This is a genomic window from Anaerosacchariphilus polymeriproducens (genome assembly GCF_003363435.1).
Classification (GTDB): domain Bacteria; phylum Bacillota; class Clostridia; order Lachnospirales; family Lachnospiraceae; genus Anaerosacchariphilus; species Anaerosacchariphilus polymeriproducens.
On sequence record NZ_QRCT01000049.1, the window covers coordinates 405,655 to 421,402 of the forward strand.

A 15,748-nucleotide genomic window follows, 5' to 3' on the forward strand; every position below is an offset into this window, starting at 1 on the left:
TTTTCATAACTCCTAAACTAAATTTCTGTTTCTTTTTTATCTGCATCCTCAATAGATTCTATTTCCGTTGAGTCTAATGCATTTTCATTTGAGATTACATTATCCTTCGTAGACTCAGCTCTTTCTTTTTCTTGAGGCTGCTCATCTAGTGAAACACCCAATTTATCTAATGTTATAAATTTTAATAGTGTATCCATAACAGAACTACTTGTATTGCTGTTTTCACCATGCTCGTTGTTTCCACCCATATTAACTACTGTCTTCGGAACAATGTCAACTTGTGCGTTCTTAATGGCATCGGAAAGTTTATCCACAACTTCTTGAACAACACGGAACTCAGCTCCACCATAAGCTTTGACCTGAGCATCAATTGCCTGCGCTTTTGCCAGACCGATATTAGTCTCTTTGGACGCTTCTGCTTCACCTTCAAGCCGGATCTTTGTAGAATTTGCTTTTGCAAGTGCAGTGATCTGATTCGCTTCCTGCTCTGCTTTACTAGCCAATGCAGCACCATTGTTTCTTTCAACTTCAATTTGAATCTTTGATTTAGTAAGAAACTCTTGCTGTTCAGCTGCTGCCTGTGCTTCACGCAAAGTCTTTTCACTTTCTGCTGCTTCCTGTTGTTTTTGATATGTTACTTTCTTTTCTTCTGCTATCTGTCTCTCACGAAGCTGTGTCAATATATTTTCTATCATTATATCGCCGGCACTCGTCTTTGGTGTTCCAATTAATACTTCTTCAAGACGTAAATTATATCTTTGGAATTTTTCTTCCATTTCATTTACTGCACGTTCACGAATTTCACTACGTTCCTGAATCAATTCTATTAAAGTCTTTGTTTGCGCTACATCTTTGAAATACGCACTAACCAAAGGATCCAGGGACTGATTAACCAGCATGCTGATATCTCCGAACCTTTGAATCACCCAAGGTGCTTGCTTATAATCGATATGCATTACGACAGAAAGAGGCAGAGATGGCTCAAAGGCATCTTTTGTAATAATATCTACTTCTGTAAGATTTTCATCATATTTATGATTACCGGTCTCAGATTTATTCCATTTCAAAATAATATTGGTAGTAGGCACAAGCACAACTTTTCCTGCATCTGTATTAAATGCATATTTACCAGGCATTAAAGGTTTTTCTAAAACACCTTTGCAACCATTTCCAACAAGCTCACCATGTTTATAATCTGCACCGGTCGTATCAACACCTTCTTTGCCATAGAATGATACAACAACTCCAACGAATCCAATAGGTACAACTGTCTTCGGTCTATATTCGACCGTCGCAAACAAACGGTTTATATAATAAGTACCATCTGTAAGTACACGTAACTGCTTACCACGTTTACCACCAAGTTCCAAGAACTTCTCCGGATCCTGGAAGTTAGAATGTTCCGCTCCTACATCATCTGCAATAATTTCACCATTTTCCAGAGGAGGACCGTCATGTACCGTAACAATACACATCTGATCACTCACTTCCTTCTTATTTCCCATTATAATAACCGGTGAAAAAGCTTCTCTTCCGACCAGTGTCTGCTGCATCGCATTCAGTTCATTACGGTCTTGCTTCGTTATATTGATCGCTTTGATATCATTCGGTGTAATAACAATGAACTGCGCTAAATTAATAGCATAAGTTCCTTCCCTCAAAATTCCTCTTTGTGGCCCTTTTTGACCGCCACTTTGTAAAAATCCTTTTACATCCTGAAAATTGTCAGCTTCTAAAATAACTCTACCCAGAGTCTGTGTTGGCGCCAAAGGCTTTCCGTCTCTTGCAAAAATATAAGCAATCTGTCCCTGAGGTATCGTTATCAGCGGATATTTATGAATCTTGTACATAAATACTGACTTGAAATGTATACCACCACGCAGTAAAGTGGGTTCATAACCTGCTTCTCCATTTAATGCAATAATGGAATCTTTCAATGAACCCTTAGGACTCCACCATTTCTCAACAACAGCTACTTCATTGGAACTAATAATTCTTAGACCTAATATTTGAAATATAATTAAGTAAAAGACTATTAAGGCACCAAGAATCAAAATCGGAATTAAAAATGTATCCATATGTATCCTTCTTTCCCCTAAATTTATTTTATTTTACATAAGATGATTTTACTACTTTTTTATATCATTTACAATATTTTTCAAATAATATCATAATACGACTTTTTTCTCCCATGAAAAATGACAGATTAATGAAATGATTAATCTGTCAATAATTATTAATTCGTAGGTATCTCTTCTTTATTTGTCTTACCCGTACGCAATCTTACTACTACAATTCCACATCCGATCAAAAAGATAAAGATTGATATAAATTGTGACGTAGATAAAATCCCTACACTTCCCCGGATCAAGTCTCCTCTGAAAAATTCTATTACAAATCGTCCTACACTATAAAAAATCAAATAAAATCCCGCTATCATTCCATCTTTTTTCACATATTTTGCCAATATTATCAAAACAAGAAAATGTAGAAAATTTAAAGCACTAGATATTACTTGTGTCGGAATTAATGGAATTCCGTTAGGAGCATGTAGGGAATTATGAAATACTACTCCAATTGGACATTTTGTTTCTACACCATAACAACATCCGGCCAGGAAGCATCCTATCCGTCCAAAACCTTGAGCCAGAGCAATTGATGGCATAACTAAATCGAAATACTTTAAAAAGGTTAATTTTTCTTTTTTGCAAAACAAAAATCCTGCTAAAATCCCTCCAATAATACCTCCATATACTACAAAACCATCTGAGACATCCAATAATATTTTAGGATTATTTATAATTTCTTTTATTTCAGTTAGATAATATAATATTTTTGCTCCTAATATTCCACCTACTAAACACCACATTGTCAAAGAAATAATTAATTGATATTTTAAATTTAGTTTCTTTGCACGATACTCTGCAGTCATATACGCTGCTACAATACCGATTGCTATCATTAACCCATATCCATAAACAGTTATCGGTCCTATTGTAAACAATTCATTCTTCAATTTTAATCCTCTCATCCTTATTATAATCTAGATTTTAATTATGGCATCATTGCCAAAACAACGACGCCATAAATTAAACATTTATTTATCTTTTTCCATTGTACGTTGAATAAGTTTTACAATTTCAACAATTGGAATGATACTAGCTGCTATCAGTACTGCAACCGCATATTCCATTAAATTAATATGTTCAAATTCAAATGCTTTCGCTAGGAATGGTACATAAATTACTGCAGTCGTCAAAATCAAACTTGCAATACTAGCAATCCATAAGAACTTATTCTGTTTTGTAATTTTAAATATACTGCCTCGCTGACTTCTCATATTGAAACTGTGGAATATTTCAGCAAAACTTAATGTAAGGAACGCCATTGTAATACCATCTGCACTCTGGGTGATTTCCCAAACTCCTGATTCCATTTTGTGTCCGACAAAGTATGCTGCAAGTGTTAATACTGTTACAATAATACCCTGGTATACAACATCAAATCCAACTCCACCGGAAAAAATTCCATCTTTTGATGAACGTGGTTTTCTATCCATGATATCTGCATCGCTGTCTTCCATACCGAGCGCCAATGCTGGGAAACAATCAGTTATGAGATTAATCCACAATAAATGCACCGGATGCAAAATAACAAACCCAAATAACGTAGCAAAGAAGATACTTAAAACTTCACTCATATTAGATGCTAATAAAAATTGAATTGCTTTTCTAATATTATCATAAATTTTTCTGCCTTCTTCAACAGCACCTACTATTGTTGCAAAATTATCATCTGCAAGTACCATATCCGCTACATTCTTTGTAACATCCGTGCCGGTTATTCCCATACCTACTCCAATATCTGCACTCTTAATACTTGGAGCATCATTAACTCCATCACCAGTCATTGCAGTAATACATCCATTTTTACGCCATGCATTAACAATTCTCACTTTATGCTCTGGCTGAACTCTGGCATATACTCTATAACTCTGAATTGATTTTTCTAATTCAGCATCACTAATGCTATCTAATTGAGAACCGGTAATTGCTTGTTCCTCACTCTTGAGGATTCCCAATTGATTTGCAATTGCAACAGCTGTATCTTTATGATCTCCGGTAATCATGATAGCTGAGATTCCTGCAGTTTTACATTCATCAATTGCATCTTTGACCTCAGGACGGATTGGATCTATCATTCCTGTAAGACCAAGGAATGTCAAGTCTTTTTCAAGAGTAGATACTTCATAATTCTCTGGTTCTTTCTCATAAGTTTTTTGTGCTGCACATAAAACACGAAGCGCTTTTTGTGCCATATTTTTGTTTTCTTTCAGTATTTGTTCTCTCGTTTTTTCATCAAGTGGTAAAATTTGTCCATCTTTCAAATATGAGGTACAAAGTTTCAGAACTTCATCCGGAGCACCTTTTGTATATTGTACAATTCCCTGCTCTGTTTTATGAACCGTACTCATCATTTTACGCATACTGTCAAATGGTGCTTCACCAATTCTTGGAGCCTTTTCTTTTAATTGCGGCTTTGGAAGTCCATTCGCATATGCAAAATTTACTAAAGCACATTCTGTCGGTTCTCCTGTTGCCTGATTATCACTGTCAAGTTCAGCATCACAGCACAACGCCATAGCAGTAGCAAGTAATTTTTCATCTTCACTATAATGCTCCACAACTGTCATCTTGTTCTGCGTAAGAGTGCCGGTTTTGTCACTACAGATAATTTCTGCACATCCCAATGTTTCAACCGCTGTTAATCGTCGGATAATAGCATTTCTTTTTGACATATTGGTAACACCGATTGATAATACTACCGTCACTACCATCGCTAAACCTTCCGGAATCGCAGCAACTGCCAGACTTACTGCTACCATAAATGTATTTAATATGACATTCGCATGTAAATCTCCAGAACGGATAAGGCTGAAAATAAAAATAAATGCGCAAATTCCAATGACCAGATAACTAAGTATCTTACTAAGTCCTGCAAGTTTGATTTGAAGCGGTGTTTGTCCTTCCTCTGCCTGAGCAATTGCATCTGCAATTTTGCCCATCTCAGTATCCATTCCTGTTCCTGTAATAACTACCTTACCACGTCCATAAACAACAGTACTGCCCATATATACCATGTTTTTTCTATCACCCAATGGTATATCGGAAGCATCATTCAGATTCAGAATTTCCATGATCTTATTGACCGGAACACTCTCACCGGTCAAAGCAGATTCTTCAATTTTCATACTTGCACTTTCAATAATTCTTCCATCAGCAGGAACTGCATCTCCAGCTTCCAAAAGAACAATATCTCCAACTACAATGTCCTCACTTTTTACTACTTCAATTTGTCCATTTCGAAGAACTTTACTGGTAGCAGCAGCCATCTCCTGCAAAGCTTCAATCGCTTTTTCTGCTTTGCTTTCTTGATAAACGCCTAAAACTGCATTAATGATTACAACAATCATGATAATAACCACATCTGCAAACCCTTCACCTGAATATGCAGCTGTAATCCCTGATATAACAGCAGCGGCTATCAGAATAATAATCATCGGATCTTTTAATTGATTTAAAAAGCGTTCCATTGTAGATACTTTTTTACCTTCTTTAAGCTTATTCTTACCATTCACCTCCAATCTCTTCTCTGCCTCAGATGTCGTCAAACCATTCTCATTACTGTTAACAGCTTTGAATACATCTTCTGTTTCAGTACAATAAAATTTCATTAACATTTCTCCTTTCCACTTAGGTACAATCTATAAATCAATCATTATCCCTTACCTTATTAAATGTTTCAATAATACTATTGGTACTTTTTTCATCAATAAAAGAGGACTTCATAATATATGCCTCTCCATTGTTCTGAAATATTTCATTTGAAATCTCTTTGAACAATTCAATATTTTCTTCGGTCAACGGCAATACCCACATGGCGTGTCCAATATTAACAGAGTTATGCTTTTTTAATTTTCTCCAAATGCTCACTCTGACCCTTGAAGGTTTTTTAGGTAATATATAATTTAATATAAGCCATTCTTTTTCTTCCATGATTAACCTTCTCTCTTCTTATGGACCGATTAATAACCAAATTCGAAATGTAACCAATGAGTTTATGAAATGTAACCAGTATTACATGTGACACTCAATACATTCTAACAATCCTTCTGCTCATCGTCAACAATTATTTCCTGTAATATTTCACTAAATATATTCTTATAAATAATATAATCCACATCTATGAAACATAATACTGTCCATATCTGTGGATTATATACAAATTATTTCCAAATATCTAACCATTTTTAATCAAAGTTCTGTTTTTTAATTCATAAACTTCATCACATAAAATTTGCGCTCCTTATCCTGCCTAAACTGAATATCGTGTTTTTTTCATCATATGATAAATATAATGTTCTTTAAATAAGCAGTTGATTTATATGGACTAGTTCTTGTTCTTTAGTCAAAAAACAGTTGCTATGTTTTAATACACAGCAGCTGTTTGTAAACAGTCTCTATAACTCTAATCAAAAAATTTTCTCAATATCATACTGTGTATTTATTATCAACCACATTTGATAAAAGAAATTACTTATATTGTTATTTGTCACACCTTGAAGTTCATATACCAACACTAATTTTAAATAAGCATCTATGGCTCTGGCATCCCAAAACCTTACAATATAATCATAAATTTCTACATATTGAAAATAAGAAGCTTTTGTTGTATCATCAAACATTATCTTAGCACCTTGGTCACTAGCTAACTGTATCGCAGATTGATAAGATATCGACTGCCCTTTAGAAATTCCTGGAATATAAGGAAGCTGCCACAAATATCCTACATTAAGTAAACCAATGCTTATCTTGTCGGAAGAAATATAACCAACTAATTTTTCTAAAAAATTTAATACCGTGTCGAAAGCAAGCATCCCTGTAGGCACTCCTACTTCATACCCACCTTCATATGCCGTAAATATTACTCCATCCACTGCCTGACTTAGTTTTGAATAATCGAAGTCTTGAAAAAAAATCCCCGACATAACATCAAAGACACTGATTCCAAATGTACTAAATAATTTGTATCCTTTACTTTTTAAACGTATGTTTAATTTTTCAATAAAATTCATATAATTCTCTCGATCTTGAGGATATATATATGGGCTATCTACATTAATTCCAGCATAACCTTTTTCTTCTAGAACAAATAGAATATTACTAAGTAACTGCTCTTGTATCTCTTGGTCAGATAAAATTATATGTGTCGTTTCAATTTTTTCACTTTGGTTATTCCCAAATGCTGTTAACATCATAATTGGGGCTACCCCATATAATCCTGCAAGTTCTACAATATCCCTATCATCAACACTTAGAACTCCACCCTCTTCTGTAACTATATTCCCTATAACGGTCAGATAAGTCAAATATGGCAATGTCTTTTTCAATATATTCTCATCAACAAATGTATAAGTTGCTCCATTCGTAGCGATTTTTTTTATCTTTAGATCTTTATATTGTATAATAATTTTCTCTCCTGGATAAATATACTTTCTGTCTGAAAGATATGGATTATTTCTTAATATTTCCAATACAGTAATTCCATAAGTTGCTGCAATACCTTCTAATGTTTCACCTGCCTGAATAATATGAATCTGTTTGGGATATATAATAACTAACGCTTCCCCTATTACTAAACTTTCTCTATTAAACACCCCATTTTCACGAATTAAGATTTCTTCATCAATTCCATAATTTCGAGCAATTGAAGAAATCGTCTCTCCTCTTTTCACTATATGGATAATCATAGTTTTCCTTACCTTTTGATTTAGTTTATTTTATGCTATCGAGAGGAAACATTGACTCTTATTATTGTTATAATATATATTTTTTAAGTTTAAAATAACTAAATCTATACGTAAGGCATTGTGTACAACAGATTGAAGGCTTTTACAAGACTATTTTTTATCAGAAGGCTAAATAATCGTTAATGGAGTAGGAGGTTAATCAAATAACGATTAACCTCCTATTCCAATTCATATTCTGCTTTTATAACATTACTGGTAAATACATGAACTACTACTATTCATACCACAGCCTGAACCTTGACCACGACCCATTCTTGAGCCTTGGTTACCCTTTCCTGCTCCGTTAGAACCAAATTTTGCACCCATTTTCTGACCAATTTTTGCTGTGCCTGTTCCATCACATGTAGATTGATTATCTTCAATTGACTTAATAATAGAATCCGCCTTATCTTGCGTGATTGTTCCGGCTGCAACCTGAGCATTCAGATTATTCTTTTTCATCTCAAGACTTGCTTTTTTGTACTCATCTAGCTTTCCTGCTGCGGAGGCAATTGCACCATAAGTTTTGCCTGTTTCCATTCTTTCAGCAATAACACTTTCTGTTGTTCTGCCTGTAATTCCTGATACCGCTTCGGCAGGAGTACTGTATGGTGATGCCGCAAAAGCGATCATGGAAGTGGTTGTAAGAGCTGCCGCAACGATACATCCGGTGATTAATCTTTTTTTGTTGTTCATATAATTTCTCCTTTCATTTTGGGAATTCCTTATGGAACAACTTTATCTTATCAAGCTTATATGGCAGTTTCGTGGCACTGATAAATTATATTTTTGTCGTTTTAAGTTATCATGCCATTCATTTGCCATGTTTATTTGATATGCTATATAATAAAACAAAAGGAGGTCTTGTTATGAATACTGTTTTAATTGCTGACGATAATCCACAGCTTTTAAATATTTTAAAAACTGCAGCAGAAAAAGAAGGATATGGTATCATACTTGCCGAGGACGGACAAGCAGCTTTGGAAGCATTTCATAATCATCGGCCACAAATAATCCTATTGGATGTTATGATGCCAAAGTTGGATGGTTTTCAGGTTTGTCGTGAAATACGTAAGGAGTCGAATGTTCCTATTATTATGATTACCGCACGAGGCGAGGACTTTGAAAAAATCATGGGACTAGAAATAGGTGCAGATGATTACATCGTTAAACCATTTTCACCTGGTGAAGTGATGGCACGTATAAAAGCGGTGATGCGCCGTATTCAAAAAAGCGAGAACGTAAGTGAGCAAGTTCTGTTAATAGAGGATTTACGTATCAATCTTGCCGATTATAGTGTATATATCGCATCAAAACCTATTCCACTAACCAAACGGGAAATTGACATGCTCTGGACTCTTGTTAATGGCAGAAATCGTGCCTATACCCGTGATATGCTTCTTGACTTGTTATGGGGATATGATTATTATGGTGACCCACGCACGGTAGATTCTCATATGAAGCGGTTGCGTGCCAAGCTGGATGTGATTGAGCACCCCACTTGGGAAATTCGCACAGTGCGAAATGTTGGATATAAGTTCGAGGTGACTACATGAAAAATAAAATCCTTATGAAGTTGGTGGCGGCCTTTGCTGTTGTCATGCTATTATTCTCCATAGTATTAGGAAGCGTATTTCTAATTTTATTTCGTAACCATACGATAACCATAAATCGCACAACAATGGAGCAAAAGGCCGTTTCTATTGCATCTACACTATCATCCTTTCAAGAAGGTAATAGAGGATATGGTGCATATTTGCGATTTTTAGATGAATTGGCGATGGCTGAAGTTTGGATTGTGGACGAACATCTCAATATCTCCGTTCATGGTCACGGTATGCACTCTGCAAACTATCAAAAGCTTCCCGAAAATGCAGAAGAGATTGTATCCAGAGTTTTTTCCGGAGAGCTGACATATGGGGAAGAATTTTCGGATTTACTGGGAACAAATGCATTGACAGTAGGTGCGCCAATCCTTGATGGAGAGCGTGTTATTGGTGCTGTTTTGCTGCATTCACCAATCAGTGGCATCAATGCAGCGGTAGAGCAAGGTATTTTAGCACTCATCATTGGTATAGGCGTAGCCCTTATTTTCGCAGGAATTGCAGCGGCACTTCTTTCTTATCGCTTTACCCGTCCTTTAGCACAGATGAAAACAACCGCACTGGAACTTGCGGATGGGAACTATGTTGCCCAAACAGGTGTCTGTCAGCAGGACGAAATCGGTCAGCTTGCAAGTGTTTTGGATACCCTTGCGCTACGATTGCAGTCAGCAGAAGCTGAGCAGGAAAAGCTGAATCGCCTGAGAGAAAATTTTGTTGCAAATGTGTCTCACGAATTGCGCACTCCAGTAGCAGTTCTTCGTGGTTCTCTCGAACTTTTGCAGGATGGGACCGTAAACAAGCCTGAGGAAATTTCCGATTATTATGACCAAATGCTGTCAGAGAGCAACCATTTAGAACGTTTAGTCAACGACTTGCTAGATTTATCACGTTTACAGGATGAGGGTTTTCATCTTACAATTTCGGAAGTAAATCTTTGCGATGTGGTACAAGATGCTACTCGTGCGATCCGCCGCACAGCGCTGATCAAAAATATTACGGTTGCAGTTGAAGTCCCTGATACAGAATGTCTTGTCATGGGAGACTATGACCGAATTCGTCAACTGCTTCTGATTTTACTTGATAATGCTGTGAAATTTTCAGTAGAACAGGGATTAATTCAAGTAAATCTGACAAAGAAAGATGGTTTTGTCCTCACTGTAACCGATCATGGAATTGGCATTTCACCAGAAGATATTCCCTACATCTTTGACCGCTTCCATAAAACTCATGCAAAGGAAAACAAAAATGGTACGGGATTAGGCCTTGCTATTGCCAACGAGATTGCAAAGAGACATAAGGCGTCTATTCATGTGGAAAGTAACGAGACGGAAACTACTTTCTACCTATTTTTACCCGAAACAGCTCCTCTTATAAAATAACTAATACCACTTCCCTTATCGCTATGAAGAATAAGTCCCTTCTTAACAGTATATGAGCCAGTGCATATTAGAGCGTTTCAATTTCTAATTCTGTATTAATACAATTGCTATTTAGGGTTGAAAACACAATTATATCTTTTCGCTCCATCCACTCTTCACATATAAGCAAAATCAGTACACCAAACCAGAAATTCTGGATCAATATCTGCCATGGTCCAAAGAACTTCCGGATCAATGCAGTCTGGCAACAAGATGTTTCTTATTTATTACTATCCAAAATACCAATTTTGTTACCAGAAAATAATACAACTACAATAAGAATAACACATATATTGTTTATAATATAAGTATTATCTGCTTGGATATGTAAAGACAAATACCCAGAATAACTAATCCCCATAGGAACAAACAAACTCGAGAAGAACGATAATAAAGCAAAAAATCTTCCTTGGAATTTCAATGGTACCTTTGTTTGTAAATATGAACCTAAAGGCACATTTATACAGGTTGTAATCATTCCAATGAAAAACTGTAAAATGATAAAAAAACAAAAAAAGACTTTATTCGAAAAAGAATATAAAGTAATTGATAGAACAGCGGTTATAATCATAAAAAAACTATTTGCAATAAACAATCCTTTCAGATGACTTTTTAAATCTATAATTTTATTCTTAAAAATAAATAGTCCCGCAATTAGAGAACCAAATACCGCAGAAGTAGAAGACAACCCATAGTATTTATCAGAAATATTGTATTTTTGGATAAGGATACCAGGATTAATAATTTCATCGTTATTAGCAATAAAAAAATTTAAGCTCATGATGATAATAAATAAATAGAGAATATTTTTTTGCTTATAAACAAACTGCATCCCGGACAATAACTGTTTACTGAATTTTTCACCTTTTTCATGAATCCTTTTCTCTTTTGCTTTATATATGATAAAACATTCTTGAATTGCGGATAATAAATAAGTTAATGCAATAATTAAAAGCACTCTTTGAAAACCCAGAAATTCATATAAATAAGTACCTAATACTGGTGCTATTAATGCAGATCCGTTATCCCAGAAACTTCGAATCCCATTATACTTTTCTATGGTGTTTTCTGTGCTGATTTCTGTAAAAATTACCTTTGATGATATTTCAAATATTTTTGACAATAGATTAATAATCATAGACACAATCAATAATATAATAATATCACTCTTCTTTCTATTATACGAAAGAAAAAGTATTATATACAAGAGTGTCGTCATAAAATCACAGAATACAATAATATATTTTCTATTTAATTTTTCAACAACAACCCCAAAAAAGGGTGTACATATTATAGCCGGAATATTTACAACAGCAAAAAAAATACCTGAACTTTTCAAGCTTCCCGTCAAACCAAGAACATGTAACGGTAAAATGATTAAAAACATTGTTGAACCAAACATAGAAATTGTTCGTCCAAACAATAATAAAATCATATTTCTTTCATTTTTAATATTGTTCATTTTTCTCCCTAATATATTTCTAAAATAAAATTGTAAAATTGTTTATTCCTAGGTGCATCGAAACTCTGACATTTTCACTATATTTCTCAAGTTTCTTGTAAAATGAAGTATCAAAGTTCACCATCAAAGTTATTGCCCTCACAATCATTTCTAAATATGCCAAGAGCCTTTGCTTGCGTATCCATTAGTGATACTTCAGGACAATCCTTGGTTAATCTGATATTAATAATATCTGCCAAATATGTATGACCTCCTTTTTGTTTTGTTGATTATGTCATATACTTAATTAGGTTATTTGTAAATACTTTTTTGTTTTATATGTATATTTTATTGTATTTATTATAATAAAAAAACCATGCAGTGACCAGTGTTAGTGGTGTGCTGAGTTTCTTTATCCCTTTCTTAGAAATAATTAATTCTACTTAAATGCATCATTTTTATTTTAGTATTTCTAAAATCAGATTATCAACCCATACTTCAAAATTATGTTTTGACATGATATATAGTCCTTCCCTAATATGACTCTTTTCTACAACCATTACTTCATTTGTTGTTCTTTCTTCTTCTGCAAATGAGGTTAAAATAATTTTAATATTCGAAATCCCTTCACTATCCACCATTTTGTATGCAGTCTCTATAAATTGATTTATCAGTATAGGCGGCTTATCTAGCTGTTCCCAATCTTCGAATTCTCCCATAAAATTGTCGAATTTCAACTCAATAAAATAGCGGGCACTATAGTCTTTAAAGTATTGCCGCTTGATAGGTTTTACCTCATCACCGGAAATAACTATAAATCCTAATGCCTGAAACGAACTTAGCATATTATTAAGTTTTTCTTCAGAAGCACTTGAGTCAAATGTTATAAATTGAGTGCAATCGAAATTACCTACCATTCTCATTCCTCCTACTGTCTATACTTTCCATTAAATAAATAATCATAAAGTTGTTTTATATCAAGTTTTGTTGGTGATGTAACTCCTCCATTTGCTGTTTTTGACCCTGTAGATCCATAAATATTTCCATTTGGAGCAACATTTCTTGTTGGCTGGTGAACGTGTGGTGCCAAACCACCGTGTTCCTCTGCTCCAAATCTTTTAAATTGCCCCCCTACATCTCCTTTATTATTATTAAAACCGCTTGATTTAGTGTATAACCCTACTTCTGCATCGGGAGAAATGTTGTTCTTCATGAATCCTTCTAATGTTCTTTCACCAGGTTGTGGCTTGTAGCCTTTATTTGTAATCCAGTCAGTGTTAACCCCTCCCTTATTCGCAAAATACTGCAAATCATAAGAAAGGCGATTCCCAGTTCCACCGGCCTGATTTCCTAGCTCAAATTTATTCTTACTAAGTGCCTCTTTCAGTGAGGTATTCTTTCCAACTCCGGTAAAGTCTGCCTGAAGCATCTTTCGAAGGCTTTTCCCACTGGATACCAGGCCTTTGCCGCTAAGTCCTACTCCCAGTCTGTCTGCCAGTATTGAGAATACACTTTCTGCGCTGATACTTCCTGTTTTTTTATATTCCTTGATGGCATTTGTGACATCATGCTTTAAGTTCACTGCACTGACTGTGAAGCTGCCGGTATAGGATACCACTTCTGATATCTTTTCAATATATTTTGCGGTCTTGGCTGCTTTATTAAAAAACTTCGATGCCTTGAATCCCAGACGAATTCCGGAACCTACCACGGAACCTATAAATGGCAGAGCTGACATAGCACTTAGTGTTGCCATTTCTTCATTGCCTTCTAACAAGTACCAGCCTGCATTTATTACATCTACTACATCTCCAACCCCCGGTATAAACCCTATAACATCTAGTACCGTATGTCCTATTGAACTAAAGCTTCCGTTGTTTTGCGGGCACAATCCAAATGGATCGGTATAACGGATTGGATTGCCCTGTACATAGCAGTAACGGTTCAGACTTTGGCTGTTTTCAATACTGCCGGTCAGAATATCTTAATTGATAAACCTTCTAATACCTGTATTATAATACCTTGCACGCATATAATACAAGCCATTTGTATCTGTACATAAACAAAAAATACCGTTGTAATTGAAGTATCGGCTTTTCATTTACAACGATATTTTCTTTAACTTTTAGCTTAAAAAGGGGATAATGTGGTAAAGGATTTAGAAAGTATTTTTTAGTTTCATCAACTAGTATTTTCTTTTTAAATTTATCTGCCACTTTTCCCCCTATTCACTGCATTATTAGATTTATGCAGCGTTAACTCTTCATATTTTTATTGATTTATCTGAGTTCTACTCTTATTATTTTTTATGCAGTTACTAACTTACTTTTTATACATCTAAATTGTAGTACCTATTCTTCAATTTCCTCTACATATTGTAAAAATAAATCTTGTAACTCATTATCAGTATCAACATTATCTAAATATAATTTAGGTTCAGCATCACATCCACTAAGTGTACTACTTCCATCAATTATACCTAGTATATGTGAAATAGTATCTATAATGACTAGTTCTATAAAATCAATCAATGCATCCTTCTTTTCTTCTGATACATTATTATATATTTCTAAAACTTGTTTTAGATATTCATCTTTTACCTTATCAATATTTGAATTATCTAGTTGACTCCTATATAGTTCCTTGTCTTTGACAATAGTTTCGTAAAGACTTTTAATAAAAATTTCATTCATTTTACTTCCTCATTTCTGGATATAATTTTTTATTCATTTCAATTAACTCTTGTAATTTTGAATTTGGAATATCGGGGTAAACTCTTCTTAATTCCCTTATATCTCTTGCAAGTAGTTGTCTTGCATTAGTTATTCCTTTTGTACTTCTTGATACTATACCTCTTTCAAAATGCTTTCTTGTGTGTCCTACTTCTGGAACATTTATTGCTGGTGCAGTCATTGGGTCATAACCATCGACTAATTTCTTCATTGCAGCTTTTTGCCCCGCATGGTGTGCGTCAAGACCTTCTACTCCCTTTATATCTTTATAAGCACCAACTTGATATTTAGCTTCACTTACTCCCTTACTCGCAAAATACTGCAAATCATAAGAAAGGCGATTCCCAGTTCCCCCAGCCTGATTTCCTAGCCCAAATTTATTCTTACTAAGTTTCTCTTTCAGTGAAGTATTCTTTCCAACTCCGGTAAAGTCTGACTGAAGCATCTTTCGAAGGCTTTTCCCACTGGATACCAGGCCTTTACCGCTAAGTCCTACTCCCAGTCCGTCTGCCAGTATTGAGAATACACTTTCTGCGCTGATACTTCCTGTTGCTTTGTATTCCTTGATGGCATTTGTGACATCATGCTTTAAGTTCACTGCACTGACTGTGAAGCTGCCGGTATAGGATACTACTTCTGATATCTTTTCGATATATTTTGCGGTCTTGGCTGCTTTATTAAAAAACTTCGATGCCTTGAATCCC

General features: G+C 34.9%; 14 protein-coding genes. 2 read left to right on the plus strand and 12 right to left on the minus strand.

Features of this window, described 5'->3' with window-relative positions:
* Window positions 1-17: 17 nt before the first annotated feature.
* The 6 genes from DWV06_RS15345 to DWV06_RS15370 form a co-directional block, all read right to left on the minus strand.
* A complete protein-coding gene (locus tag DWV06_RS15345) occupies window positions 18-2,078 on the minus strand; it encodes an SPFH domain-containing protein (protein WP_115483053.1) in 2,061 nt (686 codons plus the stop codon).
* Window positions 2,079-2,236: 158 nt separating this feature from the next.
* Entirely contained in the window at window positions 2,237-3,016 is a 780-nt protein-coding gene (locus DWV06_RS15350) for a prolipoprotein diacylglyceryl transferase (RefSeq protein WP_115483054.1), read from the minus strand.
* Window positions 3,017-3,097: 81 nt separating this feature from the next.
* The gene (locus tag DWV06_RS15355) at window positions 3,098-5,734 is read right to left on the minus strand and encodes a calcium-translocating P-type ATPase, PMCA-type (protein ID WP_115483055.1); all 2,637 of its coding nucleotides are present in this window, start codon (window positions 5,732-5,734) and stop codon (window positions 3,098-3,100) included.
* 37 nt (window positions 5,735-5,771) lie between these two features.
* The gene (locus DWV06_RS15360; protein WP_115483056.1) at window positions 5,772-6,056 is read right to left on the minus strand and encodes a Chromate resistance protein ChrB; all 285 of its coding nucleotides are present in this window, start codon (window positions 6,054-6,056) and stop codon (window positions 5,772-5,774) included.
* A gap of 476 nt (window positions 6,057-6,532) precedes the next feature.
* Window positions 6,533-7,810, minus strand: a complete 1,278-nt coding sequence (locus tag DWV06_RS15365; protein WP_115483057.1) for a LysM peptidoglycan-binding domain-containing protein — start codon at window positions 7,808-7,810, stop codon at window positions 6,533-6,535.
* A gap of 249 nt (window positions 7,811-8,059) precedes the next feature.
* The gene (locus DWV06_RS15370; RefSeq protein WP_115483058.1) at window positions 8,060-8,545 is read right to left on the minus strand and encodes a DUF2680 domain-containing protein; all 486 of its coding nucleotides are present in this window, start codon (window positions 8,543-8,545) and stop codon (window positions 8,060-8,062) included.
* Between the two features lie 173 nt (window positions 8,546-8,718).
* Between DWV06_RS15370 and DWV06_RS15375 the strand changes: the two genes are divergently transcribed.
* Entirely contained in the window at window positions 8,719-9,405 is a 687-nt protein-coding gene (locus tag DWV06_RS15375) for a response regulator transcription factor (RefSeq protein WP_115483059.1), read from the plus strand.
* Window positions 9,402-10,832: a sensor histidine kinase gene (locus DWV06_RS15380; RefSeq protein WP_115483060.1), complete on the plus strand. Its 1,431-nt coding sequence runs from the start codon at window positions 9,402-9,404 to the stop codon at window positions 10,830-10,832. Before DWV06_RS15375 ends, DWV06_RS15380 begins: the two co-directional genes overlap by 4 nt.
* Window positions 10,833-11,091: 259 nt before the next feature.
* Here DWV06_RS15380 and DWV06_RS15385 read toward each other — a convergent pair whose 3' ends face one another.
* From DWV06_RS15385 to DWV06_RS18705, 6 genes are all read right to left on the minus strand, one after another.
* A complete protein-coding gene (locus tag DWV06_RS15385; RefSeq protein WP_115483061.1) occupies window positions 11,092-12,333 on the minus strand; it encodes an MFS transporter in 1,242 nt (413 codons plus the stop codon).
* A 110-nt stretch (window positions 12,334-12,443) separates the two neighbouring features.
* The gene (locus DWV06_RS18925; protein ID WP_268877879.1) at window positions 12,444-12,572 is read right to left on the minus strand and encodes a hypothetical protein; all 129 of its coding nucleotides are present in this window, start codon (window positions 12,570-12,572) and stop codon (window positions 12,444-12,446) included.
* 198 nt (window positions 12,573-12,770) lie between these two features.
* Entirely contained in the window at window positions 12,771-13,229 is a 459-nt protein-coding gene (locus DWV06_RS15390; protein ID WP_115483062.1) for a hypothetical protein, read from the minus strand.
* 11 nt (window positions 13,230-13,240) lie between these two features.
* Window positions 13,241-14,203, minus strand: coding sequence for a hypothetical protein (locus DWV06_RS15395; protein ID WP_115483063.1), 963 nt, complete (start codon window positions 14,201-14,203; stop codon window positions 13,241-13,243).
* A 460-nt stretch (window positions 14,204-14,663) separates the two neighbouring features.
* Entirely contained in the window at window positions 14,664-15,005 is a 342-nt protein-coding gene (locus DWV06_RS15405; protein WP_115483065.1) for a transposase, read from the minus strand.
* 1 nt (window position 15,006) lies between these two features.
* The coding region (locus tag DWV06_RS18705) for a hypothetical protein (protein ID WP_205027775.1) at window positions 15,007-15,748 on the minus strand (742 nt) is incomplete at its 5' end.

Coding starts and splice junctions, on each gene's coding strand:
- DWV06_RS15385 (WP_115483061.1), bottom strand. CDS start 12,333: ATGAACAATATTAAAAATGAAAGAAATATGATTTTATTATTGTTTGGA.
- DWV06_RS15380 (WP_115483060.1), top strand. CDS start 9,402: ATGAAAAATAAAATCCTTATGAAGTTGGTGGCGGCCTTTGCTGTTGTC.
- DWV06_RS15390 (WP_115483062.1), bottom strand. CDS start 13,229: ATGGTAGGTAATTTCGATTGCACTCAATTTATAACATTTGACTCAAGT.
- DWV06_RS15355 (WP_115483055.1), bottom strand. CDS start 5,734: ATGAAATTTTATTGTACTGAAACAGAAGATGTATTCAAAGCTGTTAAC.
- DWV06_RS15360 (WP_115483056.1), bottom strand. CDS start 6,056: ATGGAAGAAAAAGAATGGCTTATATTAAATTATATATTACCTAAAAAA.
- DWV06_RS15365 (WP_115483057.1), bottom strand. CDS start 7,810: ATGATTATCCATATAGTGAAAAGAGGAGAGACGATTTCTTCAATTGCT.
- DWV06_RS15375 (WP_115483059.1), top strand. CDS start 8,719: ATGAATACTGTTTTAATTGCTGACGATAATCCACAGCTTTTAAATATT.
- DWV06_RS15370 (WP_115483058.1), bottom strand. CDS start 8,545: ATGAACAACAAAAAAAGATTAATCACCGGATGTATCGTTGCGGCAGCT.
- DWV06_RS15345 (WP_115483053.1), bottom strand. CDS start 2,078: ATGGATACATTTTTAATTCCGATTTTGATTCTTGGTGCCTTAATAGTC.
- DWV06_RS15405 (WP_115483065.1), bottom strand. CDS start 15,005: ATGAATGAAATTTTTATTAAAAGTCTTTACGAAACTATTGTCAAAGAC.